General features: G+C 66.2%; 22 protein-coding genes. 10 read left to right on the forward strand and 12 right to left on the reverse strand.

Translation table 11 applies throughout. The features are described 5' to 3' along the window. Positions 1 to 17: 17 nt before the first annotated feature. The gene (locus AC5P8C_RS00745) at positions 18 to 1,199 is read right to left on the reverse strand and encodes a serine hydrolase domain-containing protein (protein ID WP_495218386.1); all 1,182 of its coding nucleotides are present in this window, start codon (positions 1,197 to 1,199) and stop codon (positions 18 to 20) included. A gap of 300 nt (positions 1,200 to 1,499) precedes the next feature. Between AC5P8C_RS00745 and AC5P8C_RS00750 the strand changes: the two genes are divergently transcribed. Further along, positions 1,500 to 2,747, forward strand: a complete 1,248-nt coding sequence (locus AC5P8C_RS00750) for an arsenic transporter (RefSeq protein WP_495218211.1) — start codon at positions 1,500 to 1,502, stop codon at positions 2,745 to 2,747. 25 nt (positions 2,748 to 2,772) lie between these two features. Here AC5P8C_RS00750 and AC5P8C_RS00755 read toward each other — a convergent pair whose 3' ends face one another. From AC5P8C_RS00755 to AC5P8C_RS00775, 5 genes are all read right to left on the reverse strand, one after another. Then, on the reverse strand, positions 2,773 to 4,206 hold the full coding sequence (locus AC5P8C_RS00755) for an OprO/OprP family phosphate-selective porin (RefSeq protein WP_495218212.1): 1,434 nt from the start codon (positions 4,204 to 4,206) through the stop codon (positions 2,773 to 2,775). Between the two features lie 134 nt (positions 4,207 to 4,340). Next, on the reverse strand, positions 4,341 to 5,117 hold the full coding sequence (locus AC5P8C_RS00760) for an ABC transporter permease (RefSeq protein ID WP_005409726.1): 777 nt from the start codon (positions 5,115 to 5,117) through the stop codon (positions 4,341 to 4,343). Continuing rightward, entirely contained in the window at positions 5,101 to 5,934 is an 834-nt protein-coding gene (locus tag AC5P8C_RS00765) for an ABC transporter ATP-binding protein (RefSeq protein ID WP_014647218.1), read from the reverse strand. Before AC5P8C_RS00765 ends, AC5P8C_RS00760 begins: the two co-directional genes overlap by 17 nt. Positions 5,935 to 5,947: 13 nt before the next feature. Further along, positions 5,948 to 7,006, reverse strand: coding sequence for an ABC transporter substrate-binding protein (locus AC5P8C_RS00770; protein ID WP_111098466.1), 1,059 nt, complete (start codon positions 7,004 to 7,006; stop codon positions 5,948 to 5,950). 75 nt (positions 7,007 to 7,081) lie between these two features. Next, on the reverse strand, positions 7,082 to 8,203 hold the full coding sequence (locus AC5P8C_RS00775) for a 4-oxalomesaconate tautomerase (protein ID WP_019659747.1): 1,122 nt from the start codon (positions 8,201 to 8,203) through the stop codon (positions 7,082 to 7,084). Between the two features lie 109 nt (positions 8,204 to 8,312). Between AC5P8C_RS00775 and AC5P8C_RS00780 the strand changes: the two genes are divergently transcribed. After that, complete coding sequence (locus AC5P8C_RS00780; RefSeq protein WP_010485668.1) at positions 8,313 to 9,215, forward strand: LysR family transcriptional regulator; 903 nt, start codon at positions 8,313 to 8,315, stop codon at positions 9,213 to 9,215. A 61-nt stretch (positions 9,216 to 9,276) separates the two neighbouring features. Here AC5P8C_RS00780 and AC5P8C_RS00785 read toward each other — a convergent pair whose 3' ends face one another. Then, positions 9,277 to 9,657, reverse strand: a complete 381-nt coding sequence (locus tag AC5P8C_RS00785; protein ID WP_233652814.1) for a hypothetical protein — start codon at positions 9,655 to 9,657, stop codon at positions 9,277 to 9,279. Between the two features lie 108 nt (positions 9,658 to 9,765). Continuing rightward, the gene (locus AC5P8C_RS00790) at positions 9,766 to 10,293 is read right to left on the reverse strand and encodes a DUF6622 family protein (RefSeq protein ID WP_495218213.1); all 528 of its coding nucleotides are present in this window, start codon (positions 10,291 to 10,293) and stop codon (positions 9,766 to 9,768) included. A 234-nt stretch (positions 10,294 to 10,527) separates the two neighbouring features. Here AC5P8C_RS00790 and AC5P8C_RS00795 point away from each other — a divergent pair, with 234 nt between their 5' ends. Next, complete coding sequence (locus AC5P8C_RS00795; RefSeq protein ID WP_495218214.1) at positions 10,528 to 11,679, forward strand: serine hydrolase domain-containing protein; 1,152 nt, start codon at positions 10,528 to 10,530, stop codon at positions 11,677 to 11,679. A gap of 6 nt (positions 11,680 to 11,685) precedes the next feature. Here the strand turns inward: AC5P8C_RS00795 and AC5P8C_RS00800 are convergent, their stop codons facing one another. Further along, a complete protein-coding gene (locus AC5P8C_RS00800) occupies positions 11,686 to 12,558 on the reverse strand; it encodes a methylenetetrahydrofolate reductase (RefSeq protein ID WP_495218215.1) in 873 nt (290 codons plus the stop codon). Then, positions 12,558 to 13,472: a LysR family transcriptional regulator gene (locus AC5P8C_RS00805; protein ID WP_019659751.1), complete on the reverse strand. Its 915-nt coding sequence runs from the start codon at positions 13,470 to 13,472 to the stop codon at positions 12,558 to 12,560. The genes AC5P8C_RS00800 and AC5P8C_RS00805 overlap by 1 nt, the downstream gene beginning before the upstream one ends. Positions 13,473 to 13,547: 75 nt before the next feature. Here AC5P8C_RS00805 and msuE point away from each other — a divergent pair, with 75 nt between their 5' ends. Genes msuE through AC5P8C_RS00820 form a run of 3 tightly spaced genes read left to right on the forward strand, consistent with a single transcriptional unit; the run spans position 13,548 to position 16,241 of the window. Beyond that, positions 13,548 to 14,135, forward strand: coding sequence for an FMN reductase (gene msuE / locus AC5P8C_RS00810; RefSeq protein WP_495218217.1), 588 nt, complete (start codon positions 13,548 to 13,550; stop codon positions 14,133 to 14,135). A gap of 57 nt (positions 14,136 to 14,192) precedes the next feature. Then, positions 14,193 to 15,170, forward strand: a complete 978-nt coding sequence (locus AC5P8C_RS00815) for a DUF1852 domain-containing protein (RefSeq protein WP_495218218.1) — start codon at positions 14,193 to 14,195, stop codon at positions 15,168 to 15,170. Between the two features lie 42 nt (positions 15,171 to 15,212). Beyond that, positions 15,213 to 16,241, forward strand: coding sequence for a methionine synthase (locus tag AC5P8C_RS00820; RefSeq protein WP_495218219.1), 1,029 nt, complete (start codon positions 15,213 to 15,215; stop codon positions 16,239 to 16,241). Positions 16,242 to 16,981: 740 nt separating this feature from the next. On the opposite strand, the gene AC5P8C_RS00825 is transcribed toward AC5P8C_RS00820, so the two are convergent. Beyond that, positions 16,982 to 17,725 (reverse strand): FadR/GntR family transcriptional regulator, encoded by a 744-nt coding sequence (locus AC5P8C_RS00825; RefSeq protein WP_019659756.1) that lies wholly within the window; start codon positions 17,723 to 17,725, stop codon positions 16,982 to 16,984. A 102-nt stretch (positions 17,726 to 17,827) separates the two neighbouring features. Next, entirely contained in the window at positions 17,828 to 20,719 is a 2,892-nt protein-coding gene (locus AC5P8C_RS00830) for a TonB-dependent receptor (RefSeq protein ID WP_050563254.1), read from the reverse strand. Positions 20,720 to 20,960: 241 nt separating this feature from the next. On the opposite strand from AC5P8C_RS00830, the gene AC5P8C_RS00835 reads away from it, so the two are divergent. The 4 genes from AC5P8C_RS00835 to AC5P8C_RS00850 are packed head-to-tail and all read left to right on the forward strand — an operon-like array spanning position 20,961 to position 26,739. Then, positions 20,961 to 22,400, forward strand: coding sequence for a polysaccharide lyase 6 family protein (locus tag AC5P8C_RS00835; RefSeq protein WP_019659758.1), 1,440 nt, complete (start codon positions 20,961 to 20,963; stop codon positions 22,398 to 22,400). Beyond that, positions 22,397 to 24,625 (forward strand): oligoalginate lyase, encoded by a 2,229-nt coding sequence (locus AC5P8C_RS00840; RefSeq protein WP_019336530.1) that lies wholly within the window; start codon positions 22,397 to 22,399, stop codon positions 24,623 to 24,625. The genes AC5P8C_RS00835 and AC5P8C_RS00840 overlap by 4 nt, the downstream gene beginning before the upstream one ends. Beyond that, positions 24,622 to 25,926, forward strand: coding sequence for an MFS transporter (locus tag AC5P8C_RS00845; protein ID WP_019659759.1), 1,305 nt, complete (start codon positions 24,622 to 24,624; stop codon positions 25,924 to 25,926). Before AC5P8C_RS00840 ends, AC5P8C_RS00845 begins: the two co-directional genes overlap by 4 nt. 60 nt (positions 25,927 to 25,986) lie before the next feature. Continuing rightward, entirely contained in the window at positions 25,987 to 26,739 is a 753-nt protein-coding gene (locus AC5P8C_RS00850) for an SDR family NAD(P)-dependent oxidoreductase (protein ID WP_010485596.1), read from the forward strand. Positions 26,740 to 26,749 lie beyond the last annotated feature (10 nt).

Raw genomic sequence — 26,749 nt, forward strand, 5'->3', positions numbered from 1 at the left:
CATGATGGCGACAGGGCCTATTGCAGTGCCCGCGCCAACTGCAGGACATCGGCGAAGAAGGAGGGATAGTCGTCCTGAGGAGCGTTGTGGGTCTGGCGCCGGTGGATCAGGCGCACTGCGACGACACGCTGTTCCGGAACGATCATCAGGTATTGGCCCAGGTAGCCGTTGGCGGCAAAGCCGACGACCGGCCCCCGTGAGATGTCGTAGAGATCGGCGAGCTTCAGGCCGCGCGCGGAGATCTGGCTGCCGTAGCGCTGGGACCAGTCCGCGCCCAGTTGATCGGCGAGGAAGGCGACCAGCGTGCTGCGGCTTTCGAATACTCGCCCTGCGCTGGCCTGCAGTGCGCGCTGTACGTCGTCGTCCACGCCCCTTTTCACCAGCAGATCCCGTAGCCGGGGCTTGAGCTGGTAGCGTTCCCAGGCCGGTGTCCGCCACCACAACAGCCCCACATCTGGCGCACGGGCGCTTTCGGTCGTCATCAACGCGACCGACTGCTCACTCAGGAGACGTTTGCCATCCGGCGCCACGCCTCCGTCCAGCAACAGTTGCCCGATGGCGGCAAGATCGGCCGCGCGCAGGGACAGCCCGGCCATGCCCAGCGGGGTGCCTGCCTCATCCTTCATCCAGGTGTAGTGGGCAATGCCCAGGGGATTGAACAGGCGCGCGTCCAGATAGGCATCCAGCGGCTCGCCTGCCAGGCGCTCGACAACACCAGGCAGCAGGTTGGTGGCCTTGTTGTTGTAGGAGAACACGGTACCCGGGGCATCGCTCAGCTCGGCGGCCAGTGCCAGCCTGACCAGGTCCGGGGCCCCTTCCAGCTCTTCGCCCGCGTTCGCCACGTTCTGCAGGCCCGAGGTATGGTCCAGCAGCATGCGCACGGTAATGGCGCTCTTCCTGCCCTGCTTCCATTCGGGATAGATCTGGCTGACCGGCGTATCGATCGAAGCCAGCTTTCCTTCGTCCAGCAGCAACGCAATGGCCAGCGCGACGACCGACTTGGTGGCCGACATCAGGTGAACCGATTCCTGCCCCGCGGCGGGCTTCAGCTCAAGCAGCGTCTCCCGGTCGTGCATCACCAGGACCGCATCGGAATGCGCGGCGCGCGCGTTGCGCTCGATCGCGGCAAGGGCTTCGGCACGCATCGCCGCTTGGGTGGGCCCGGCGATGCCGAACACCAGGGCCAGTGCGCAGGACAACCAGCAGGATCTTGGCATCGCAATCTGGTCCAATGAGTGTGTGTGTGCAGCTTGACTACATGTGTAGTCACATTGCAGTGCCTGAAGTCATGCCGTGCTTGAGTGCTGAACGTGGGCTGGCGCCGCCCCGGCCCACCTGCAGCGCGGTCGACTGCAGCGGTCGCCATGCCGCGCCGCACGGTATGATGCGGCGACCCGGAACCTGCGATGATTGCAGCGGCCGCCCATCCGCTGATCGCGCGCGCCAGGCCCCCCCCCCCTGCGCCGGGGTCGCTGCCGGTGCCGCTGAAGCCCCACTCCATGCTCGCCCCCCAAGCCCCCCTCGTGATCTGGGCAGCGGTCGCCGTTGCCACCATCGGCCTGCTCTTCCGTCCTTTCCGCATCCCCGAATATGTGTGGGCGTTGGGCGCTGCCGCCCTGTTGCCGTTGCTGGGCGCGGTGTCGCTGCACACCGCATGGGGCGCGGTGACCGAAGGCCGCGACGTTTACCTCTTCCTGGTCGGCATGATGATGCTGGCCGAACTGGCGCGGCGCGAAGGCCTGTTCGATTGGGTGGCGTTGTACGCGGTCCGGCATGCGGGCGGATCCGGGCGACGCCTGTTCGACCTGGTATTCCTGGTCGGCACGCTGGTGACGGTGTTCCTGTCCAACGATGCAACGGCCGTGGTGCTGACCCCGGCGGTCTACGCCGCCTGCAAGGCGGCGCGCGCCAATCCCCTGCCCTACCTGTTCGTCTGTGCATTCATCGCCAATGCGGCCAGCTTCGTGCTGCCCATTTCCAATCCGGCCAACCTGGTGGTGTACGGCCAGCACATGCCGCCGCTGCTGCAGTGGCTGGCGCAGTTCGCGCTGCCGTCGGCGGCGGCGATCGGTGCCACCTACCTGGTCCTGCGCTGGGTGCACCGGCGCGAGATCGCCCAGCCGCTGGTGGCCGCGCCGGCGCATCGCCCGCTGACCGACGGCGGCCGGCTGAGCGCACTGGGCGTGCTGTTCACCGGCACCGTGTTGCTGGTCACGTCCGCCTTGAACGGGCCATTGGGCCTGACCACGTTCTGCGCGGGCACGCTGAGTGTGGCGGTGGTGGCGATCCGTCAGCGGCGCAGCCCGCTGCCACTGCTGCGCCACGTGTCCTGGGGCGTGCTGCCGCTGGTGGCGGGACTGTTCGTGCTGGTGGAAGCGGTGGCGCAGACCGGTGTCATCCAGAGCGCGGCCAGCGCACTGCAGGCCGTGGCGCAGGCATCTCCCCGCCAGGCCAGCTGGCTGGCCGGTGGCGCGGCCGCGCTGCTGAGCAACGTGGCCAACAATCTGCCGATCGGCCTGGCCGCCGGTTCGCTGGGCCAGATGGCTGAACTGCCCGCACAGACCCGTGCCGCACTGCTGATCGGCGTGGACCTGGGCCCGAACCTGTCGGTGACCGGCTCGCTGGCCACGATGCTGTGGCTGGTGGCGCTGCGTCGCGAAGGCGAGCATGTCAGCGCGCTCGACTTCCTGCGCGTCGGCGCGCTGGTGATGTCGCCTGCACTCATCGCTGCGTTGTTGCTGCTGTGACCAGAATGCAGGCGGCGGCCCGGCCCTAGAAGGCCAACTGCAGACGGGTATTGAAGGTGGTGCCTTCATCCCTGCCCGCAGCACTGCCGCTGCGGTGGCGGGTCTGCCAGCGCACGGCTTCGAACATCACCCGGCTGAAATCGTTGAGATACCAGTTCGCGCCCAGTGTCCACGCGTGGCCGGTACCACCACTGGGCAGTTCGGCATAGTCCACGTCCTCATAGCGGCCCTTCAGCTCCCACGCGCCACTGCCGCCGCGCGTCACCGGATCGGCCACCTTTACCTTGCCCCACGTGCCGGCCTTGCCCGAGTAGGACGGCAGCGCGCCCGCCAGGAACCAGCCAGCGGAGATCGCCCACGCCTCGTGGTCGCGATCATAGCGCCCGCCGGCATCGGCCCCGCGCAGGCTTCGCGTACCCCACTCGCCGGTTGCCCACGCCGGGCCGAAGAAGCCGGCCAGTTCCGCACCGTAGGCGGTGCTGCGCTCGGCGCCCACCAGCGTGCCCGGTGTGATCCTGACCAAATCGTTGAAATGCCCCGCGATGGCCGAACTGCGCACCACGCCGGTGGCCCCGGCGGGAATCTTCTCGTGGAAGGCCCATGCGCCCAGATGCACCGTGGCGTCGGCAGTGTCCAGCGGATTCCAGTGGACGCGGGTGGCCCAGGTCTGGCTGTCGTTGTCGGTGCCGGCGTTGTTGAGGTCGTTGCCGGCTACCGACAGGCTGGCATGCCAGCCCTTTCCATACACCCGCTCGGTGAGCCCGACACCGAACAGGCCGCGCTGCGGCAGCATCAGCGTGCCGACCACGTTGCGGTCCTGGAACGGCGTGTTGGACGTGCTGCTGGAGCCGTCGATACCCCGGTCATTGAGGCGGTTGCCCACGGTCAGGTCGGCCGGCAGCCCGAACAGGCGGTGGTCCACGGTGGCGTAGACCGACTTCCACGCCACCGCGTTGTCCGCGAAGTCACCTTCCACCGCCCAGCCGAGGATACCGTAGCGGCCTTCGGCGCCCAGCCGCACCGAGCGGATCTCGGTACCGGCGATGTTGCGGTCACTCACTGAGGATCCGTCGGTGCTGGATGCGTCGACGAACAGGCGTCCGCGCGGACGGAACGCCACGGCGCCATCGGCACTGCTGAACTCCGGCGCACCCTTGGCCCAGGAGACCTTCGGCAGCCTGGACTGGCTGGTTTCGAGTGCGGCCACCCGCGTTTCCAGCGCAGGCGGGGGCGGCGTTGACGGTGCGCTCGCACTGCCCTGCCCGCCCTCGACGGCGCGGAGGCGTGCTTCCAGTTGCTGGATCTGCAGTGCCTGCTGCTGCACCAGGCGTGACAGCTCAGCCTGGCTCAGCGGCGCGGGCAGCGAGGACGTGGACTGTGCGCCAGCATGGCCGCTGGCCAACAGCAGGCCGAGCGCGACCGGCAGCGCTGCCAGCGGCAGCACGGTGGAAGGGTTCATGGGCTCTCTCTCCGGCCAGCCGGCCCCCTGGCCCGGCGCTGGCCTGTTGCGGTGGTGCGGGGGAAGATCGGGGTAGGAAGCGCACGCCGCCGGATCGGCCCGGCGGCGCGGCAGGCGGGCTCAGCCCGTCCGGGTCAGCTGGTGGCCTGTGCCTGGGCGTTGGGACGCCAGGTGATCAGCTTGTTCTCGACCACGTCCAGCAGCGCGTCGATGACCAGCACGAAGGCGGCCAGGATGATGATGCCGGCGAACACACCCACAGCGTTGAAGTTGCCTTCTGCCTGCGCGATCAGGTAGCCCAGGCCCGCCGAGGCGCCGAGGTATTCGCCGATGATCGCACCGACCACGGCAAAGCCGACCGAAGTACGCAGCGAAGACAGGATCCAGCTCGCCGCTGCGGGGAAGTAGACATGGCGCAGCAGGTCACTGCGGCTCGCCCCCAGGATGCGGGCATTGGCCAGCACCACCGGATTCACCTCGCGCACGCCCTGCATGGCATTGAAGAACGTGGTGAAGAACACCAGCGTGACCGCCAGCGCCACCTTCGACCACAGCCCCAGGCCCAGCCACAGCACGAAAATCGGCGCCAGCACCACGCGCGGAATCGCGTTGAAGCCCTTGATGAAGGGATCGAGGATGCGTGCCGAGCGGCGGCTCAGGCCGAGCCAGACGCCGCCGGCCACACCCAGGCCGGTGCCGATGATGTAGCCCAGCGCGGTTTCGGTCAGCGTGATGTAGACATGCTGATAGAACGACGTATCGGACAGCCAGGTCCAGGCCTGCTGCACGATGGCGGTTGGCGATGGGAAGAAGAACGGATCGATCACGCCCAGCGCGATGCCGCCTTCCCAGCCACCGAACACGGCGACCACCAGCGCGAGCTGGATGAACTTGTCAGTCTTGGCGTGCATAGCTCTTCTCCACTTCGCCGCGCAGGCAGGCCCAGATGTCGCGGTACAGGTCGGTGAAACGGTCATCCAGCTTGATTTCGGCCACGTTCCTCGGCCGTTCCAGATCCACATCGAAACTGCGCACCACGCGGCTGGCCGGGCCGGAGGACAGCACCACCACGCGGTCGCCCAAGGCGATCGCTTCTTCCAGGTCGTGGGTGATCAGGATCACCGAGCGCCGGTCTTCCTGCCACAGGCGAAGCAGCTCGTTCTGCATGAGGTGCCGGGTATGGATGTCCAGCGCCGAGAACGGTTCATCCATCAGGATCACCTTCGGCTCGACGATCAACGCCTGGGCCATCTGCACGCGCTTGCGCTGGCCACCGGACAGCTGGTGCGGGTAGCGATGCTCGAAGCCGGCCAGGCCGACCTTGGCCAGCCACGCGTTGGCCTTGGCCTTGCGTTCGGCCTCGGGCACACCGCGGAAGCGCAGGCCGAGTTCAACATTCTGGTACGCGGTCTTCCACGGCAGCAGCGCGTCCTGCTGGAACAGGTAGCCGACCGACTCCTGCACGCCGCTGACGGCACGGCCATCGATGCTGACCTGGCCCGACGACGGCTTCAGCAGGCCCGCCACGGAATTGAGGATGGTGCTCTTGCCGCAGCCGGTCGGCCCGACGATGGCAAGGAACTCGCCGTCACCCACCTGGATGTCGACATCGCGTACGGCGGTGAATTCGCCGAAGGACATGGTCACCTTGTTGATGGCGACCATGGTCTGTGCAGGCTCCAGCTGCGGCGCGCCATTGAACTGGCGCACGGTGGCATTGAGGGCCATGGGTTACCTCCGCTTACGGTTGGGCCGCCGGCGCCGCAGCGTTGGCACGCTCGACGAAGGCATTGGTGTAGGTCCGGGACAGATCGATATCGGCCTTGGCGACATCCGTGTTGAACTCACGCAGCACCTTCAGCGGTGTTTCCAGATCGGCAGGCGTGAAGTGACCGTCCCGGGTGAAGATCGCGCGCGCGTTCTCCACCGCGCGGGCATAGGTGGCGCGGTCACCGGAGACGTAGCTGTCCGGCAGCGCAGCGACGATGTCTTCAGCACTGTTGTCGGCGATGAACTTCAAGGCCATCTGCTCGGCGCGGGCGATCTTCTCGGCCGCTTCGGGGCGCTTGTCCAGGAAGCTCTGGTTGGCGTACATCACCGAGGTCGGGTACAGGCCGCCATAGACCTGGCGGGCGCCGTCGTCGCTGCGCGCGTCGAGGAGGATCCTGCCGACCTTGCGCTCGGTGATCAGGGTGGCGGCGGGATCATAGTTGACCAGCAGGTCGATCTTGCCCTGCTCCAGCGCGGCCACTGCTGCGGCGCCCGAGCCGACCCCGATCAATGAGATGCTGTCGGCCGGAATATCGTGCTGGGCGAGGAAGTGACGGACGAAGAAGTCGGACGAGGAGCCCGGTGCGGTGATCCCGACCTTCTGGCCCTTGATGGTCTCCGGGCGCGCCGGATCGAAGGTGGCATCCTCGCGGCCGGCCATCACCAGGCCGGAGTTGCGCGAGAGCAGTACGAAGGCCACCACGTCCTTGCCCTTGGCCTGCATCTGGATGGTGTGGTCGTAGAAGCCGACGGCTACGTCGGTGGAATTGGCCACCAGCGCCTGCAGCACCTTGGAGCCGCCCTGGGCGAAGTTCTCGGTCTTCACCTGCAGGCCGACGTCCTTGAAGTAGCCCTTGGCGTCGGCAATGAAGAACGGCAGGTTGTTGAGGTTGTAGGAGCCGACGCTGATGCGCACCGGTGCGTTGTCGCTGCTGCCGGCGGCCGCGCCTTCCACGCGCCCGCTGTTGCTGCATCCGGCCGCGGCCAGCCCGGCCACGCACAGCGCGGCCATCAAGAACTGCTTGTACATCATCCCTCCCAGGAGTGAAGCATCTACGTTGTAATGGCGGGCATACGCGTCTACGCAGGCCCGTCCGGGTTCAGATCATGCCGCTGACGTCCATTGGCGGGCTTGGGTGGCACTGGCCGTGGCGGGCGCGGGCGAAGTCGCGTACACGCGCCCCTCGAACAAGCGGCGTGCGGTGCGGACCACGCTGGCAATCACCGGCGAATCGCCCGAGCTGCGACTGAGGCCCACCTCCAGGGCCCCACTCGGATGTTCGAGGGTAATGCTGCCGGGAACGGACCGGCATCCGACCAAAGTGTGGGCCAGCGTGCCCGGCGTGACGGCGGCGGTGGCCAGGCCGACCGCGCCGGTAATGGCCAGTGCGGTGTGGCATTGGTGCGGCATGAAATAGCGCACCTGCAGATCGCCGCCCTGTTGCGGCGCCGACAGCAGCACCGGCTTGGGAATGACCTTGTTGCCGGCGTCGGCGATGCCCATGCGGGCGCCCGCCTCGATGCGCAGCGCTTCCAGCCGGCGCATGAACGCCGCGTCCGCGTTCAGTTCGGCGGGCGAGGCATCACCGCGCACGCCCAGGTCTTCGGCACGCACCAGCATCATCGGCATGGCGCAGTCCACCAGGCTGGCCGGCACGCCATTGATGGTTTCCTGCGCATGCCCGCTGGGCAGCAGCTTGCCGGTGCGGGCGCCTGCCGCATCAAGGAAGGACAGCCTGACCGGCGCGGCTGAGCCCGGCGCGCCGGCAATGCGCGTATCACCGCGGTAGGCCACATTGCCGCCCGGCGTTTCCACCGTGGCGATGATCAACTTGCCGGTGTTGACGTTGTGGATGCGCACTTCGGTCTGCGGATCCTGCGCCTGCACCAGCCCACGCTCGATGGCATACGGGCCTACGGCCGCCAGCATGTTGCCGCAGTTGGGCGAGGTATCCACCACTTGCTGCTCGACCCGTACCTGGGCGAACAGGTAGTCGACATCGGCGTCCGGGCGGCTGGAGCGGTCGATGATCGCCACCTTGCTGGTCAGCGCGTTGCCACCGCCGATGCCGTCGATCTGCAGCGGATGTCCCGAGCCCATCACTTCCAGCAGCAGGCGATCGCGTTCGGCGGTGTCCGCCGGCAGGTCGCTGGCCAGGAAGAACGGGCCCTTGGAGGTGCCGCCGCGCATGAGCACGCAGGGAATGCTGAGCAGATCGTTGGACATACGTGTGCTAGATTGATGCGTATCGGGGATGAATGACCCCTCTGTGATTCGATACTGGCATGATCCCAATTGATCTGTGAATTGCTGATTTTTGGATGATTGATACCTGATGAGCATCAATTGCGAAATCCTCGATCTGCGTGCGTTCCTGCTGGTGTCGGAGACACGCAGCTTTCATCGGGCCGCGGAAATCCTTCACGTCTCCCAGCCCGCACTCAGCCGCCGGATCCAGAAACTGGAGCAGGCGGTGGGCTCGCCGCTGCTGGAGCGCACCACGCGCAGCGTCAGTACCACCGCCGTCGGCGAGAACCTGCTGCCACTGGTGCGCCGCATGCTGGAGGAATTCGATGGATCACTGTTCTCGCTGCGCGGCCGCGAAGACACCCGCGGCGCGACAGTGACCATCGCCTGCCTGCCGACGGCGGCGTTCTACTTCCTGCCCAGCGTGATGGCGCGTTTCCACGAAGCGCACCCGAACGTTCGCTTCCGCATTCTGGATATCCCGGCCACGGAGGGTCTGCAGGCAGTGGAACGTGGCGAAGTCGAGTTCGGCATCAACTTCATGGGCGCCAACGATCCGAATCTCGACTTCGACGTGCTGGCTGAGGACCCCTTCGTCCTCGCCTGCCGGCGCGATCATCCGCTGGCCCGCAAGCGCAAAGTGGAATGGGCTGATCTGGCCGAGCACCAGCTGATCACCGTGCATCGCACCAGCGGCAACCGCACGCTGCTGGACGGCGCGCTGGCGCGCGAGAACCTCAAGTTGAGCTGGCACTACGAAGTGACCCACCTGTCGACGTCACTGGGCATGGTCGAGGCGGGCATCGGCGTGTCGGTGCTACCGAAGATGGCCACGCCAGATGGGGATCACCCCACCCTGGTGACTCGCGCGATCGGCAACCCGGTGGTGTCGCGCACGATCGGCATCGTCCGCCGCCGCGGCGCCCTGCTCTCGCCCACGGCGGAGCGATTCCTGCAGATGCTGATGAGCCAGTGGCGTGGGGAGGCGTGAGCAGTCCCGCAGTTCACGCACCCATCCGTTCCGGCACACGGGGCGCTGACAGGGTCGCCCTTCATGACGAGGCCGCGAAGATCGACGCAATACCTGCAAGCGATCCCACGGCCACCCATGAGAGCGTGGCGAATGTAGTCAGCAGTACCTTCCGGTGGACGGCCTGCGCTTCGTTCTGGGCCTCCGACCGTCGCGCATAGGGCCTGGAGAAACCCAGCAGTTCGCCGGTGACAGTCAACACCCCCATCAGGATCAGTGCGGTCACGCAGAAGCCGAACATGGAGCCTATGAAGGCCAAATGGCGGGTGTCGCCGATAGCCGGCTGAGTCCCGGCCAGGGCTTCCACAAGTTGCCCCGTCCACCGTGCGGGCAACCAAGCCAGGGCGGCGACAATGCCGAAGTGACTGGCCACGTTGATCCAGAACCAGGATGTGGTCTTCATGACGTCAGCGTTTCCGGTGTTGGCCAGTGGCGGGCATCGTGACGCCTGCGCCAGCCCCGCGCAACGCTGCATGGGGAAGCCGGCCAGCGGCCGGCACTACCAGGTCAATCAGCCTGCGGTTTCCAGTCCCTTGCCCGCCGCCTCCATCCGCAACGAAGCCAGGTACCGGGCGTACTTGCCGACGAAGATGCCGGTGAATCCGCCTGTCAGCAGCAGGTAGGCGGCACTGAAACCGGCATGGGCGGACAGCGACGGCGACACCGCAAATGCGGCTTCGAAGCCGTACTTCACCAGGAAGGTGACCAGCAGCAGCGGCAGCAGGCTGAAGTCCGCGCTGCGCCAGAGCTTGCCGGTGCTGCGGTCCAGCGTCAGCTTCAAGCGATTCAGCAGCAGCCAGGCAAGCGCCGCGCCCGTTGCGATGCCGGCCAGCCACTCGCTCCAGGCGGCCAGCGACGCGCCGAAGCGATGACTGATCGACCACGCGCCCCAGACTGCGAACAGCGCGGGCACGATCGCCAGTTTGTGCAGCGAGGTTTCTGCAGGCTTCATGGCGGCGATGCCACGGGTGACCAGGAAGGCCAGGAGCAGCCAGACCCAGACCGGCGTCTGCGAGGCGAGTTGCTGGAGCATGTTCATGAGCGGTCCCCTTGATGAGTGGTGGCTGAGTGGTGGCGAGGTGCCCTCGCATTGGCGCTCACTATTCGCTTCCGCCCGGGTTGCAGCCAGTGACAGCTGTCAGCCATCGCGGATGACCCGCCGGCATGCTGCGCGTCCCCGGCAGCTGTCGGGGTGGATTCACCTGGTGCACCCTGCGCGGGCCGGCCCTCAGTCCGCGCTACCATCACCACGACGCCGCTGCGAGCCACGTGCATGTACCACGACCCTGTTCGACGTCGCCTGTGTGCGGCGCTGCTGGCCACTGGCTTCGGCCTGTCAGCACCGTCGGCGCTGGCGAGCCGGGCGACGTCGGCGGGATGCGGTTCGCTGACCGCATTGCTGCAGGCCGAACGGCAGCCTGGCATGGCGGCCGTTCTGGTCGATCACGGGCGCATTGCCGCGCTGTGCACGACCGGGCGGCTCAATGACACCCGGCCTGCACCGATTGATCGCCATACCGTGTTCGAACTGGGGTCGATCACCAAGCTGTTCACGGCCCTGCTGATTTTCCGGCTCCAGCAGCGGCATCTGCTCGACGTCACCGCGCCCATCGGCCAGTACGTGGAAGGGTTGCCTTCCGCATGGGCATCCACTTCGCTGCTGCAGCTGCTGAGCCATACCTCAGGCATTCCCAACTATCTGAATGAAGAAAATTTCCTGCGGTTGATGCCGACGAATCCAGCCCCCAGTGAATTGCTCGCAGAGGTGGCCGAGCGGCCGCTGGCGTTTGCGCCCGGTGCGCGGCACGCCTATTCCAATACGAACTACATCCTGCTCGGCCTGGCCATAGAGCATGCAACCGGCATGGACTACTGGCGGGTTCTGCAGGAGGAGATACTGTCGCCGCTGGGCATGCGCGATGCGGGACCGCGTCGTGCAGACGATCGGCGCCGGATTGCCCAGGGGCATCTGTTCCAGGATGGCCACTGGCGCGCACCACCGCCCACTGCTCCGGGCTCGGCATGGGCCGCCGGCGGCCTGCTCGCCAGCATCGACGACATGGCGCGCTTCGCTGTGGCGCTGGACCAGCATCGACTGTTGCCCGAGGCGGCCCTGAAGCGGATGTGGTGCGACACACTCCTCGCCAATGGCAGCAAGGCGGGCTGGGGGGCCGGCTGGGAAGTTTCCGATGGCGGAAAGGTAGTCGGCCATGGCGGCGGGACCGCAGGCTTTACCGGGTATCTCCGGCACCGTCCCACCGATCGAAGAACGCTCGTCGTACTGATCAATCGCGCCGGAGACATCAACCCGCAGGGCATTGCAGGGCGCCTCGACCTGGGCATGCGTCGCTGCAATGGGAGGCTTTCCAGGCCGGCGCCTTCGCTGGATCAACCCGGCACCCGGACAACGCGATCCATGCCATGACGCAGATCATCGGCGCTGGCTGATGGAAATGCGCCGCCGGTACTGCGCCACCCACTCCAGCGACGGCGCAACACCGCCGAACGGGAAGAAATGCGGGCTGACCTGGCCATGGGCGCGGGTCAGCCCCTTCACCAGGCGATCGACGAAAACCTCCGGCCCCGCCGTTCCGAGCAGCCGGCCGATCGAGATGCCATACTGGGCGAGCATCGATGCACTGGCGCCTACGCCACACATCGCCGCATAACGCAGCAAGCGGGCGATGCTGGCCGGACCCGGCACGCCGACCAGCACCGGAACGCTGATGCCGCGCGCGCGCAGTGCATCCAGCCAGGCCAGCACGGCATCGGCATCGAAGGCGAACTGGGTGACGATCACAGGCGCCATGCGGCGCGCTTCGATGGCCCGGCACTTGCGTTCGAGTACCTGCCAGCGAGCGTCGCCGCTCATCGCCGGATGGCCTTCCGGATGCCCGCCGATACCTACGACCTTGATGCCGAAACGCTCAAGACGCCCGGTCTCGATGATCGAAGCACTGTCGGCAAACGGCCCGGCAGGCGTGGCGAGGTCACCGGCGATCAGCAGGCAGCGCTCCACCCCGGCTTCGCTGGTGGCGCGCTCCAGGAAGCGTTCAAGCGCTGTGCGTGACCCGATGCGCCGCGCGGAGAGATGCGGCATCGGCTCGAATCCGAGCGCGCGCACGGTGCGCACGGCGGCCAGGCGGGCGTCGTCATCCTCGCTGGCCAGCCAGGGAATGGAGATGACCGTACCTCGCGGGATCCGATCCGCCTCGGCGCGCAGCGCGGGCATGGCCTTCGCGCTGACTTCCAGTGAAAAGGCGTTGATGAAGGCTTCCGCGTGCGCTGAGGTACCGACCGGCATCAGCGCGCCTCGCGTGCATTGCCGGCAAGCGGCGAGCTGTTGCGGGCCAGTTCGATGAAGGCCTGCAGGTAGTCGATACCGGTATCGGCCTCGCGCGCGCCGAGATAGATCTGCTTGGGGATGCCCTTGGCGCCCAGGCGCACGGGCACCACGTCCATGCGCGCGGCGTACTCTTCCACCAGCCAGCGCGGCATTGCAGCCACGCCGCGGCCGCTGGCCACCATCTGCATCATGATGTCGGTGGTTTCGATGGCCTTGTGGCGCCGCGGCGTGATGCCGGCCGGCAGCAGGAACTGGTTGTAGATGTCCAGGCGCTCGAACGGCACCGGATAACTGATCAGCACTTCCTGGCCGAGCTGGCGCGGTTTTACGTGGTCCACCTTGGCCAGGGCATGGTTCCCGGCCACCACCAGCACCTGTTCGTAGTCGAACACGGGAATGAACTTCAGGCCCGGCTTCAGCAGCGGGTCGGGGGTAACCAGCAGGTCGATCTCGTAGCCGAACAATGCGCCGATACCGCCGAACTGGAACTTCTGCTTGACGTCCACATCCACGTCCGGCCATGCCGCCAGGTAGGGCGAGACAATCTTCAGCAGCCACTGGTAGCAGGGATGGCACTCCATGCCGATGCGCAACGCGCCACGCTCGCCCTGCGCGAACTGGCGCAGGCGCTCCTCGGCCAGGTCCAGCTGCGGCAGCACCCGGTTGGCCACTGCCAGCAGGTACTGTCCGGCCTGGGTCAGCCGCAGGCTGCGACCCTCACGCAGCCAGACCTCGGTACCCAGCTGCTGCTCCAGCTTCTTCATGCTGTGGCTGAGCGCCGACTGGGTCAGGTTGAGCACGCCGGCGGCGGCGGTGAGCGAGCCCTGCTGCTCGACCTGCTGCACGATGCTGAGGTGGATGCGCTCCAGCATGACGATGAATCTCACTCATGGATAGGTGAAGTAATACCATTTTACGTCATGGAAAGGCATGACTAGGATCGGGTCATGCCTTCATCCCACCGCCCTCTCCGTATCGTCGCCGTGTCCGGCGGACTGCAGCGCCCCTCGCGGGCCACCCTCCTGGCCGAGCATCTGCTGCGCGTGATCGGCAACGACGTCCATTGCGAACACCATCTGATCGAGCTCGGCGAGCTCGCCCCGCAGCTGGCCGGCGCCCTGTGCCGCTCACAATTGCCCGAGGCTGTCGAGCGCCAGCTGCTTGCCGTCGAGCACGCCGATGTCCTCGTGGTGAGCACACCGGTCTATCGCGGCTCGTACACCGGGCTGTTCAAGCATTTCTTCGACTTCATCCACCAGGATGCGCTGGTCGACACCCCCATCCTGCTGGCCGCGACCGGCGGCAGCGAGCGCCATGCGCTGGTGATCGACCACCAGCTGCGGCCGCTCTTCAGCTTCTTCCAGGCCCGCACCTTGCCGCTGGGCGTCTATGCCACCGACCGCGATTTCGCCGACGGCCGCGTGCACAACGAACCGCTGATCGAGCGCGCTCGACTGGCGGTCCACCGAGCCATGCCACTGCTGGCCCTGGCCCGCCAGCCCGTCGCCGCCCTCGAGGCTGCCGCAGCACCCTGAATGCCGGATGCGCTCGCCCCGCATCCGGATGTCACCCCGCATCACGGAACGCCGCCCATGACGAACGACACCTTCACCTTCAGCATCACGCGCATCCCCTTCAACGAGGACTACCAGCCCGCCGAGGGCACGCGCATCACCACCAATTTCGCCAATCTGGCGCGCGGCGCTTCCCGGCGGGAAAACCTGCGCAACACCCTCAGCATGATCAACAACCGCTTCAACGACCTGGCGCACTGGGACAACCCGAGCGCCGATCGTTATGCCGTCGAGCTGGACATCATCTCGGTGGAGATGCACATCGACGGCGCCGACGGCAACGATCCGTTTCCGTTGATCGAGGTGCTGCAACCGACCATCGTCGACACGCGGACCGGCGCGCGTACCGAAGGCATCGTCGGCAACAATTTCTCGTCCTACGTGCGTGATTACGATTTCAGCGTGGTGCTGCCGGCCAGCAACGAGGGCAAGGCCACCTTCGGCATTCCGGAAGGCTTTGGCGACCTGCACGGCAAGCTGTTCAAGCACTTCCTTGGATCGGACGCCTACCGCGCCAGCTTCCGCAAGGGGCCGGTGATCTGCATCAGCGTCTCCAGCAGCAGGACCTACCACCGCACCGAGAATCATCACCCCATCCTGGGCGTGGAGTACCGGCAGGGCGAGTTCTCCGCCACCGACCACTACTTCGACAAGATGGGCCTGGAGGTACGTTACTTCATGCCGCCGGGCAGCGTCGCGCCGCTGGCGTTCTACTTCCAGGGCGACCTGCTGGGCGACTACTCGAACCTGGAGCTGATCGGCACCATCAGCACGATGGAAGCGTTCCAGAAAATCTACCGCCCGGAGATCTACAACGCCAATTCCGTGGCCGGCAAGGTCTACCAGCCCAGCCTGAAGCACCAGGATTACTCGTCCACCCGCATCGTCTACGACCGCGAAGAGCGCAGCCAGCTGGCGGTCAAGCAGGGCCGGTTCACCGAAGAGCACTTCATCAAGCCGTACCGCGCCGTGCTTGAGCAGTGGGCTGCGCGCTGATCCATCGATTTCCCCTTCGCATACCAGGACAACCCGACACCGATGAAGAAACTGCTCCCCACCTCCACCGCCGGCAGCCTGCCCAAGCCGTCCTGGCTGGCAGAACCCGAAAAGCTCTGGTCGCCCTGGAAGCTGCAGGACGAAGGCCTGGCTGAAGGCAAGCAGGATGCGCTGCGCCTGTCGCTGCAGGAACAGCAACACGCGGGCATCGACATCGTCAGCGACGGTGAGCAGTCCCGGCAGCACTTCGTCACTACCTTCATCGAGCATCTCAGCGGCGTTGACTTCGAAAAGCGCGAAACCGTGCGCATCCGTAACCGCTACGATGCCAGCGTGCCCACCGTGGTCGGCGCCGTGAGCCGTCCGAAGCCGGTGTTCGTGGAGGATGCGAAGTTCCTGCGCCGCCAGACTGCGCAGCCGATCAAGTGGGCGCTGCCCGGCCCGATGACGATGATCGACACGCTGTACGACGCCCACTACAGGAGCCGGGAGAAGCTGGCCTGGGAGTTCGCGAAGATCCTCAACGAGGAAGCGAAGGAGCTGGAAGCGGCCGGCGTGGACATCATCCAGTTCGATGAGCCGGCCTTCAATGTGTTCTTCGACGAAGTGAACGACTGGGGCGTGGCCGCCCTGGAGCGCGCGATCGAAGGGCTGACGTGCGAGACAGCCGTGCACATCTGCTACGGTTACGGGATCAAGGCCAACACCGACTGGAAGCAGACGCTGGGATCGGAATGGCGCCAGTACGAGGAATCGTTCCCGAAACTGCAGGCCTCCAGCCTCGACATCATTTCGCTGGAATGCCATAACTCGCACGTGCCGATCGACCTGATCGAGCTGGTCCGTGGCAAGAAGGTGATGGTAGGCGCGATCGACGTGGCCTCGAGCGCGGTGGAAACACCGGAAGAAGTGGCCGACACCCTGCGCAGGGCGCTGCAGTTCGTGGATGCCGACAAGCTTTACCCCAGCACCAACTGCGGCATGGCGCCGCTGGCCCGCACCGTGGCCAGGGGCAAGCTGCGCGCGCTCAGCGAAGGGGCCAGGATCGTGCGTGAGGAGCTTTCGGCGTAGCGTTTGCCAGGGCTGTGGGCGTCCTGCCGGGTACCGACCACGCCTGACACGTTAACTGCCCCAAGGGCCTTGCAGGCTGCCGCGGTGCGAGCGCCTGCTTGATGCGTGCCACCTCCCCTGTCCCGGCCTCGGCCAGGCGGCGCGCCTGCTGGCGCTGCTCCCGTGTGAGCGGCGGCGGCCGCGCCGCGCCTGCCGAAGGCGCGGCGCCCACGAGACAGGCGACCGCGTCGCGCAGCCGCAACCGGGGGCAAAGCCGAGCCGCGCACCAGCGCTCGGCATAGCGCCGGGCTTGCCGCGCATTCACCGCGTGCACCACCTTGGCCGGGGACATCCTGCGTGCATCCAGGTACACCTGGAAGCCGAGCACTGCGTGCGGGACGATGCTGGCCACGATGCGGCCGCTCCACCATAGATCCCAGCGCTCACCGCGTTGCACCCAGCCGGAGGACGCGGGGACTGCCGGGAGACCGCGAAGATCGGAGAAGGAATGCATGCAGGAAGGATACGGGCTGCCGTCGCAGGGGATGAGATTCGAAAGGGCACGTAGCCGCGGCCGTGAATCGTTCAATGGAAACGCAACGGTGCAGTATGATCGCTGCCCTCTCGGCACCGGCATGCATCATTGGCATGACACATCACCGGCGATCACCCGCCGGCATGCTCAACGATGCAACAGCCATTACCCCCGGCGCTGGCCAGGTCGCGGCACGCAGACGCTCGGCCGGTGTCCGCTCCGTCGTTCAGATCCGCGTCGTGGCCAGGAACCGTTCACGATCCTGCTGCGTGCGCCGGCGGATCTCCTCCAGCGCCTGGCTTTCGGTCGCCTGCAGCATGGCTTCGAACAGGCGCTGGAAGTGATGGCGCATCGCATTGCGTGCGGCCACCGGATCACGCGCACGCAGGGCTTCGAAGATGGCCATGTGCTCGTCGGCACGGCTGGCGCCATCATCGTGGCAGACCCGGGCATAGACCTCGGTCACCCGCGGCAGTTCGCTGCGCATGCGCCAGATCTGCTGCACGAAAAATTCCACCACCGGATTGCCGGAAAGCCGTGCGATGGCCAGGTGGAAACGGCGGTCGTACTCGCCGGCTTCGGCGTCGCTCAGGTCGCGACGGCACAGCGCTTCGGCCAACGACTGCAATTCGGCAATGCCGGCATCATCCAGATTGCTGGCAGCCAGCGCGGCAGCCTCGGCTTCGAATACCGCGCGGGCAGCGGTGAGGTCGAAGGCGCTGACATCCGGCAGCCCGCCGGACGCCTGCGTCGGGCGCGGCTTCACATGCACGCCCGAACCGATGCGGATGGCGATCCAGCCCTGTGCTTCCAGTGCGATCTCGGCTTCGCGGATGGTGACCCGGCTGACACCGAACCGTTCGGCCAGTTCACGCTCGCCCGGCAGCCGCGAGCCCGGCGGAAATTCGCCGTCCTCGATCAGCTTGCGGAGCTTGGCAGCGATGGTCTGGTAAAGGCGGTTGGCGGACATGCGGCTGACCCTTGGCGATTCCCTCCGGGTCCCTGCCCTGCCACCGCGGCCGGCAAGGGTCCGGTTGGAGCGACGGCGCGACCACTGGCCGCGCCGCCCTGTTCAGAACTTGTATCGTACACCGAAATACGCACGCCGCCCGTAGGTCACCACTTCGCGGAAGTTCCCATAAAGCGGCTGGTAGGCCACGCGCGGCTCGTTGGTCAGGTTCATCAGCTCCAGCGACAGCGACAACTGCTTGTTCACCCGGTAGCGCAGGCGCAGGTCCACGCTGGTGTTGTCATCATAGTAGCGGTTCTGCTGCGCGGTGTTGCCGGTGAAGTCCTGGTAGTAGTGCGAGCGGAACTTGCCGATGGCCTGGATGTTGAAGCGCCCGACGTCCCAGTAGATCGAGCCGGACAGGACGTGCCGCGAGAAGCCGCTGAGACCCGCCGGCGGCACGATCGCCGGAATGATCGTGCCATCACTGGCCAGCTGCTCGCCCAGTCGTGAGTCCTGGGTCCGGTAGTCGGCATCGGCGTAGTTGTAGCTGACCTTGAAGCCCAGCCCGTCGAACGGCTTGGGCAGGTACGACAGTCGATGGGTGGCGGTCAGCTCGAAGCCGGTCAGCGTGCTGTCCTCGTCGGTGGTTACCTGCTGCCGCACCGGCACAGTCACGCTCTGGCCGTCGATGGTGTAGGTCTCCGGCACCAGCGCGGTGGCGGTGCCGCCGTTGAACTGCTTCCAGTACACCGCGCCGGCCAGCATCGTGTCCGGGTTCGGGTACCACTCCAGTGACAGGTCGCCGTTCCAGGACATCAGCGGCTGTGCCGCCGGGTTGCCACTGGCGCTGATGTCATCCAGCGCATCGGCCAGGTTGCCGTAGGTGGCATCACTGCTCACGTTGATGGTGCGCCCCGCACCCAGCGCGGCGATGTCCGGCCGTGACATCGCGCGGTACGCACCGACCCGCAGCAACACGTCCGGGCGCAGTTCGAAGGCCGCGTTGAGGCTGGGCAGCAGCTTGTCGTTGCCCGCCTTGAACACCTGCGTGCTGTACTCGCCGGTGGGTTGCAGGCGGATCGTCCCGTCACCGTTGTCCTCGATACGCAGGCCGGTACGCACGCCTTCGGAGCGAACATCGGTCTTGACCCAGCGCAGGCCGAGGTTGCCGGTCACCGGCAAACCGAACAGGCTGCTGCTGAACTCACCCAGCAGATAGAGCGCGCGTGTCTTCTCGGTGATATCGACATTGTTCGGATCCTGGAAACCCGGATCCAGCCCGCTGTCGAGGCTGCCACGGAACGACTGGTACAGGCAGTTCGGATCGAAGTACGCCCACGAGGAGATCGTGTTGCCGCTGGCGGCATCCATGAAGTCATCCTGGGGGAATGGTGCACGGCAGGCCTGGTTGGCAGCGATGATCTTCGCCTTGTCGGCCGCCACGCGCTGGTCGTAGTCGGTTACCAGGGTGTTGTCGCGCAGGCGGTAGTCGGCCTGGCTGGCGCGCACGCCGCCCTTGATGCGGGTGAAGAAACCGGACTCGGGCATGAAACTGGCATCGAAGCGGCCGGCCTTGATCTTGTGGTCATTCTCCGTTGCGCTTGAGGTCACCCGCGCCGCCCCGGTGTAGGCGTCCCAGTTGGTGGGGTCGAAGTTCGGCGCCAGCGCGACACTGGGCACTTCGCCGTGCCAGTCCCAGTCATAGTCCACGTAGCCGGTGGCACCACTGCTGATGCCGGGCACGGCGGCATTGTTGACGTCGCGCTGGTTCGCGCGCAGGCGGGTCATGCGCTCGCTATCGAGGCGATTGGTATGCGAGTACGAAAGATCGGTGGACAGCTCCCAGGCCGGGGTCGGTCGCAGGATCAGGTTCAGGCCACCCCCGGTGTATTCCTCGCCACGCCAGTAGCGGTTGGAGGTGGAGTCGATCGAGGTGCTGCCATGCAGGTGGCGCACGATGCCCTCTGCGTCCACGTCGCGCTGGGTGATGCCGCGACGTGCGTTGGACAGGCTCAGATCGCTGCGGTTCTCGTACCAGTTGCGCTCGGTGTGTTCGAAGTCGAGATTCACTTCAACCACGTCATTGGGCCGCCACTGCAGTGCAGCGAACTCGCTCTGGCGGTCGTTGCGCTCCTGCTTGAGCCGGTAGATGCGGCTGCTGGGCACCAGGTAGTAAGGTGCGCCGTTGGCGATGGCCTGCGCGGACACTTCATTGCAGTTGGCATTGCCCACGTTCTGCGTGCCATCGCAGGCATACCAGGTGGAACCGCTGGTGATGCTCTCTTCCGGATCGGTGCCGTCCAGGCGCTGGAAACCCAGCGAAATGCCCAGCTTCTGCCCGTTGCCGAACTCGAACTGGTCGATGTAGCTGGCGGTGCCGCGGTAGCCGATGCCGTCGTCGTCGCGATACTTCTTGTCATACTCGGCCCAGCTGCCACGCAGATCGATCTGCGCCGCCCGCTTGCCGTACTCCAGTGGGCGCACTGTTTCCAGGCCGATGGTGCCGGCCACGCCGCCTTCGATGATGTCGGCGCGCTGGGTCTTGTAGATGGCCACCGTATTGATCAGCTCGGCGGGGAACATGTTGAAGTTCACCGAGCGGTCGCCACTGCCGTTGGTGATCTCGCGGCCATTGAAGTTGGTGCTGCTGAGGAAGGCGCCCAGGCCACGGATGGAGATTTCCGAGGCCCCGGTCTTGTCGCGGGTCGAGGCGGCGCCGGTCAGGGTCTCGATCGCGTCGGCCAGCGAGGGCGCCGGCAGGTCGCCGATGTCATCGGCCGAGAGCACATCGGCAATGACCGTGTCGTCGCGCTTCTTGTTGATCGAACTCTGCATCGATTCGCGGATGCCGGTGACCTGCACCTGGTCCAGCGTGGTGGGATCCTGCCCTGCTGCCTCCTTGCTGGATTGCGCCTGGGCCGTGGGCAGGCCCGCCAGCACGGCGAGCAGCGCCACGATCAGGGGTGTGGGGGACAACGAGATGCTGTGCACTGCTCCGGCGGGTCGCCGCATGGTTTCCTCCTCCCAAAGGATCGCCTGCATGCCAGGCGTGGGACGCAGCTTCGGCACGGCGACATGAAAATGTCAACCAATTGGTATGTGAATGTTCAAATGCCTTTGATCCATACCAGTTGATCGCAATTTAATGTGCTTCTGCAGCATGACTTTGCGCGAAAGCTGGCTTACAACAGACCCGAAAGTGGTATGCAGACCCACCCTGAAACGACGGCCGGGCCGTCCCTGGAAGGATTTCATGCGCATTCACTCGCTGGCACGTCACCCGTCCAACTATCCATCACTGTTTTGCCTGGCCACTGGTCTGGTCATGTGCCTGACCACTTCAGCGGCAAGTGCTACCAGCTGGCTCGTCCACGATGTCGCTGAGTTCACTACCGCCGCCTCGGCGCTGCAGCCCGGCGATGAGATCGTGTTGGCTGACGGCATCTGGACCGACGCCCGGTTGCTGCTGAAGGGCCAGGGCACGGCAGCCGCGCCGATCACGCTGCGCGCGCAGACCGCCGGCAAGGTCGTCTTCAGCGGGCGCTCGGACCTGCGCCTGGCAGGGAGCTACCTGCAGGTGTCCAACCTGGTGTTCCGCAACGGCTACGCACCGGGTGATGCGGTGGTGGCATTCCGCGAATCGAGCAAGGCCGTCGCCAGCAACAGCCGCGTCACCGGCCTGGTGATCGACGACTACACCAACCCCGATGCCAGCGACCAGGACTACTGGGTTTCCTTCTATGGCAGCCACAACCGCCTCGATCACAGCCAGCTGCGCGGCAAGACCAATGCCGGGCCGACCGTGGTGGTGGTGCGCGATGCCACCCAGGGCCTGGACAACCAGCACCGCATCGACCACAACTGGTTCGGCCCACGCCCAGCGCTGGGCGTCAACGGCGGTGAAACGATTCGCGTCGGCACCAGTGACATCTCACTGAGCAATTCCAACAGCACGGTGGAGAACAACTGGTTCGAAGGCTGCGACGGCGAGACCGAAATCGTCTCCAACAAGTCTGGCGGCAATACCTTCCGCGGCAACGTGTTCTATCGTTCGGCCGGAGCACTGACCCTGCGCCACGGCAATGGCAACCGGGTGATCGACAATGTCTTCCTCGGCGATGACAAGGCCGGCACCGGCGGCGTACGCATCATCAACGCCGACCAGACCGTCAGCAACAACTACTTTGAACGGCTGGCCGGGTCCAGCAACCGTTCGGCACTGGCGGTGATGGATGCGCAGGCCAATCCGCCGCTGTCCGGCTATGCGCCGGTGGTGAATGCCACGATCAGCGGCAACACCTTCGTGGACGTGGCGAAGATCAGTTTCGGCGTCGGCCATGATGAGGCGAAGGGCATCGTGGTGGCCGCCAGCAACAGCCGCTTCACCGGCAACCTGATCGTCAACCGCACCAGCAGGAACCCGCCCAATGCCGCCAGTTCGCTGGCCGGTATCGACTTCAGTGGCAACGTGCAGTCGCCGGCAGCCAGCACTGTGTTCCCGGGAGGCGTAGAGAGCCGTGGTGTCAGCCTGCAGCAGGCTGATAGCGGATTGTGGGTTGCCACGCCTGCCCTGCCCGCCGTGGGTGCCGATCCTGCGCTGGCGATGACCGCGCGCGAGGCGACCGGCGTTGCCTGGTATCCCAAGGTGGGCGAAGTTGCCCTGTCACGCACCCGCAATGGAGTTGATCGATGAGGTTGCAGCCGCTGTTCGTTTCCCTGGCTTTGGCCGCCCCCTTCGCCCTGCTGCCGAGCGCATCGCTGTTCGCAGCCCCCACTGCCGCCGTGCGACAGGCCGAGGCCGCGCCGGTGCTGGTCACCGCCGCACAGTGGCAGCAGATGGCCAGCGAAGGCCGCCGCTACCCGTGGTTTTCCAAGGAGCAGGCGCGCACCGAGGCGACGCTGAAGAAGATGATGAAAGCCGGTATCGACGTGCCGGTACCCAAGGACAAGGGCGGCGGGCGCACCCATGAACAGCACAAGCGCAACTACCAGGCGCTGCTGGCGGCGGGCACGCTGTACCGGCTGACCGGCGACAGGGCCTACGTGGACTATGCGCGCGACATGCTGCTGCAGTATGCCCAGCTGTACCCGACGCTGGGCCCGCACCCGGAAGGCCGTGGGCAGATCCCCGGGCGCGTGTTCTGGCAGGTGCTCAACGATTCGGTATGGCTGGTCAACGCCATCCAGGGCTACGACGCGATCCGCGACGCGCTGTCCGCCAGCGACCGCAACACCATCGAATCGAAGGTGTTCCGGCCAATGGCCGAGTTCCTCGTCAGCGAGCCGAAGAACTACGACCAGATCCACAACCACGCCACCTGGGCGGTGGCCGCCACCGGCATGACCGGCTACGTGCTGCGCGACCCTGAGCTGGTGGAGAAATCCCTGCGCGGCAGTCGGAAGGACGATCAATTCGGCTTTCTTCGGCAGATCGACCTGCTGTTCTCGCCCGATGGTTACTACGAGGAAGGCCCCTACTACCAGCGCTATGCACTGGCGCCGTTCCTGCTGTTCGCCAATGCCATAGAACGCAACGAACCTCAGCGGAAGATCTTCGCGCGCCGTGACGGCGTGCTGTTGAAGGCCGTGGATGTGCTGGTGCAGTCCAGCTACAACGGCTTGTTCTTCCCGATCAACGACGCCATCCTGGACAAAGGCATCGACACCGAAGAGCTGGTGGCCGGCATCGGCATCGCCTATGCGCGTACCGGTGATGACCGCCTGCTGTCCGTGGCCCAGCAACAGAAGCGCCTGCTGCTTTCGCCCGAAGGGCTGGAGGTGGCGCAGGCGCTGGCGGCGAACAAGGCCAAGCCTTTCGACTACAGGCCGATGCTGCTGCGCGACGGCCCTGACGGCGACCGCGGCGGCTTGGCCATTCTGCGCATGAACGGCGAGCGCGGCCAGGCGCTGGTGCAGAAGGACACCATGCAGGGCATGGGCCACGGCCACTTCGACAAGCTCAACTGGTTGTTCTACGACAACGGCAACCCAGTGGTGACCGACTACGGCGCGGCCCGCTTCCTCAACGTGGAAGCCAAGCGCGGCGGCATCTACCTAGCCGAGAACCGCAGCTGGGCCAAGCAGACCGTGGCCCACAACACCCTGGTGGTGGACGAGCAGAGCCACTTCAAGGGCGACTGGAAGCGCGGCGAGGAGCATGCCCCGCAGGTGCGCTTCTTCCAGGCCGATGCCGATACCCAGGTCGCCTCGGCAACCATGCGCGATGCGTATCCAGGCGTGATCTTCACCCGCACCCAGGCGCTGCTGCGCCACCCCGACCTGGGTCTGCCAGTGGTGCTGGATCTGTTGCAGGTACACGGTAACAAGGCCGCGCGCTACGACCTGCCGCTGCACTTCAACGGTCACATCGTCACCACCGGCTTCGAGGCCGAACACTTCCCCGCCCAGCGCCCGGTGCTGGGCAAGGACAACGGCTACCAGCACCTGTGGCTGGATGCACGCAGCAAACCCGGCAGCGAACCGCGTTCGCTGGCCTGGCTGCTGGACGGCCGCTTCTACACCTACCGCTTCGGCAGCAGCGCACCCGCGCAGGCGCTGCTGGTGGAAAGCGGTGCCAACGACCCGGAATTCAACCTGCGCCGCGAACCGGCCCTGCTGCAGCGCGTGGAAGGCCAGAAGGACGTGACCTTCTTCAGCGTGCTGGAGCCGCACGGCGAGTACAACGGCACCGCCGAGTACGTGCACGGCGCAGACAGCCGCATCAAGGACATCGTGCGCACCCGTGGCAGCGATGCCGAGGTGATCGAACTGCGCCTTGCCAGTGGAGCTCGCATCGCGCTGGGCGTGGCCGATGACAGCAGCGCCAAGGGCGAGCACAGCGTGACCGTCGACGGCCATGCCTACGGCTGGAGCGGCAGCCACGCGCGCATGGACCGCAGCAAGGATGACGCGAAATGAACGGCCCTGCGGTGGTGGCCAACCTGCGCAAGGTGCCGGTGCGTTCAACAGTGCGCTGGCTGATCGTGGGCCTGATCGCCGTGGCTACGGTCATCAACTACATCGACCGCAACGCACTGGCGGTGATGTGGCCGGAAATCGCCAGGGAAGTGGGCGCAACCAAGGATGACTACGCGCTGCTGGTGACGGTGTTCATGCTGTTCTATGCCGCCGGCCAGTTCCTGTTCGGGCGCCTGTTCGACATGATCGGAACGCGCCTGGGTTTCGCTCTGTCGATCAGCGTGTGGTCGATCTCCATCGCCCTGCATTCGGTCACCCATTCGATGCTGTCCTTCAGCCTGGTGCGGGCGATGCTCGGCATCAGCGAGGCCGGTGCCTGGCCAGGCGCGGTCAAGGCCAATGCCGAGTGGTTCCCGGCACGCGAGCGCGCACTGGCGCAGGGCGTGTTCAACGCAGGTGCGTCGATCGGCGCGATTGTCTCCGCACCGGCCATCGCCGGCCTGTACCTGTGGCTGGGCTGGCGCGGCACCTTCGTGCTGGTCGGTGCGATCGGCTTCCTGTGGCTGCTGCCATGGCTGTTTGTCTACCGCGCCGGGCCGGACAAGCATCCGTGGGTGAGCGATGCCGAGCGCCGGTTGATCCAGGAAGACCAGGCCGGGCAGCAGGCAGAGGTGGCACCGAAGGCCAGCGTTCGTGAGCTGCTGGCCCACCGGCAGAGCTGGGGCATGCTCGCCTGCCGCTTCCTGCTGGACCCGATCTGGTGGTTGTTCGTGTCCTGGCTGCCGATCTACCTGGCCGAAACCTTCGGCTTCGACATCAAGCAGATCGGCCTGTTCGCCTGGGTGCCGTTCGTTGGCGCGATGCTGGGCAGCCTCAGCGGCGGTTGGCTGTCCGGGCGGATGATCCGCGCCGGGCACAGCGTGGACCGCGCCCGCAAGCTGGCCATCACGCTGGGCTGCGTGATCATGGCCCCTGCCCTGCTGGCTGCCGTGCTGGCCAACCAGCCGCTGCTGGCGGTGCTGGCGATCGCTGCCGTGCTGTTCGGCTTCCAGGTGGCCATCGGCAACATCCAGACCCTGCCGGGCGACCTGTTCGACGGCCGCTCGGTGGGCACGCTGGCGGGCCTCGGTGGCCTCGCGGCCGTGGCCGGCACCTTGATCACCACCTGGCTGGTGCCAGTGCTGACCCGCCATTCCTACGCTCCGATCTTCATCCTCGTTGCCGCGCTGGTGCCGCTGTCGCTGGCCGCGCTGTGGTGGTGGACCGGTCCTATCCAGAAGCTCGACCGCCGCGCCGGTTGAGCCTGGGTCTCCTTCTTTTCCAAGTACATCCATTCCCCCGCAAACCAAGGAGTTTTCCGCATGTCGTTCCAGGACAAGGTGGCCATTGTCACCGGCGGTGGCCGCGATATCGGTCGCGCCGTTTCGATCAAACTGGCTGCCGCCGGTGCACGCGTCTGCATCAACTACGCCAATGATGAAGCCAGTGCCCAGGAAACGCTGGCGCAGATCCAGGCGGCCGGTGGCCAGGCCATCGTGCATCGCGCCGACGTCACCGATGCCGCTGCCGTTGCCGGCCTGGTCGCTGCAGCACAGACCGCGTTCGGTGAGCGCATCGACCTGCTGGTGAACGTGGCCGGTGGCATGGTGCAGCGTCGCCCGCTGGCCGAGATCGACCCGGCGTTCTTCCACACGGTGATGGACCTCAACATCACCTCAACCTATCTCACCACGCACGCGGTGGTGCCGCACATGCGCGAAGGCGCGGCCATCGTCAATTTCGCCTCGCAGGCCGGTCGTGATGGCGGCGGCCCAGGCGCATCGATCTACGCCACCGCCAAGGCGGCGGTGATGACCTTCACCCGCGCCATGGCCAAGGAGCTGGGGCCGAAGGGTATCCGGGTGAACGCACTGTGCTGCGGCATGATCGCCACCCGCTTCCACGACGAGTTCACCAAGCCGGAAGTGCGCACGGCCGTTGCCGGTGCCACCCCGTTGCGCCGCCAGGGTGCGCCGGACGAAGCCGCTGACGCCGCTGTATTCCTGGCCTCGGATGCGGCGGCGTTCATTACCGGTGCGAATCTGGACGTCAACGGCGGCACCTACTTCTCCTGACTGGAATCCT

Source organism: Stenotrophomonas sp. YJH_SMC_46 (assembly GCF_059370315.1).

Coding starts and splice junctions, on each gene's coding strand:
- AC5P8C_RS00750 (WP_495218211.1), top strand. CDS start 1,500: ATGCTCGCCCCCCAAGCCCCCCTCGTGATCTGGGCAGCGGTCGCCGTT.
- AC5P8C_RS00755 (WP_495218212.1), bottom strand. CDS start 4,206: ATGAACCCTTCCACCGTGCTGCCGCTGGCAGCGCTGCCGGTCGCGCTC.
- AC5P8C_RS00760 (WP_005409726.1), bottom strand. CDS start 5,117: ATGCACGCCAAGACTGACAAGTTCATCCAGCTCGCGCTGGTGGTCGCC.
- AC5P8C_RS00765 (WP_014647218.1), bottom strand. CDS start 5,934: ATGGCCCTCAATGCCACCGTGCGCCAGTTCAATGGCGCGCCGCAGCTG.
- AC5P8C_RS00770 (WP_111098466.1), bottom strand. CDS start 7,006: ATGTACAAGCAGTTCTTGATGGCCGCGCTGTGCGTGGCCGGGCTGGCC.
- AC5P8C_RS00775 (WP_019659747.1), bottom strand. CDS start 8,203: ATGTCCAACGATCTGCTCAGCATTCCCTGCGTGCTCATGCGCGGCGGC.
- AC5P8C_RS00780 (WP_010485668.1), top strand. CDS start 8,313: ATGAGCATCAATTGCGAAATCCTCGATCTGCGTGCGTTCCTGCTGGTG.
- AC5P8C_RS00785 (WP_233652814.1), bottom strand. CDS start 9,657: ATGAAGACCACATCCTGGTTCTGGATCAACGTGGCCAGTCACTTCGGC.
- AC5P8C_RS00790 (WP_495218213.1), bottom strand. CDS start 10,293: ATGAACATGCTCCAGCAACTCGCCTCGCAGACGCCGGTCTGGGTCTGG.
- AC5P8C_RS00795 (WP_495218214.1), top strand. CDS start 10,528: ATGTACCACGACCCTGTTCGACGTCGCCTGTGTGCGGCGCTGCTGGCC.
- AC5P8C_RS00800 (WP_495218215.1), bottom strand. CDS start 12,558: ATGCCGGTCGGTACCTCAGCGCACGCGGAAGCCTTCATCAACGCCTTT.
- AC5P8C_RS00805 (WP_019659751.1), bottom strand. CDS start 13,472: ATGCTGGAGCGCATCCACCTCAGCATCGTGCAGCAGGTCGAGCAGCAG.
- msuE (WP_495218217.1), top strand. CDS start 13,548: ATGCCTTCATCCCACCGCCCTCTCCGTATCGTCGCCGTGTCCGGCGGA.
- AC5P8C_RS00815 (WP_495218218.1), top strand. CDS start 14,193: ATGACGAACGACACCTTCACCTTCAGCATCACGCGCATCCCCTTCAAC.
- AC5P8C_RS00820 (WP_495218219.1), top strand. CDS start 15,213: ATGAAGAAACTGCTCCCCACCTCCACCGCCGGCAGCCTGCCCAAGCCG.
- AC5P8C_RS00825 (WP_019659756.1), bottom strand. CDS start 17,725: ATGTCCGCCAACCGCCTTTACCAGACCATCGCTGCCAAGCTCCGCAAG.
- AC5P8C_RS00830 (WP_050563254.1), bottom strand. CDS start 20,719: ATGCGGCGACCCGCCGGAGCAGTGCACAGCATCTCGTTGTCCCCCACA.
- AC5P8C_RS00835 (WP_019659758.1), top strand. CDS start 20,961: ATGCGCATTCACTCGCTGGCACGTCACCCGTCCAACTATCCATCACTG.
- AC5P8C_RS00840 (WP_019336530.1), top strand. CDS start 22,397: ATGAGGTTGCAGCCGCTGTTCGTTTCCCTGGCTTTGGCCGCCCCCTTC.
- AC5P8C_RS00845 (WP_019659759.1), top strand. CDS start 24,622: ATGAACGGCCCTGCGGTGGTGGCCAACCTGCGCAAGGTGCCGGTGCGT.
- AC5P8C_RS00850 (WP_010485596.1), top strand. CDS start 25,987: ATGTCGTTCCAGGACAAGGTGGCCATTGTCACCGGCGGTGGCCGCGAT.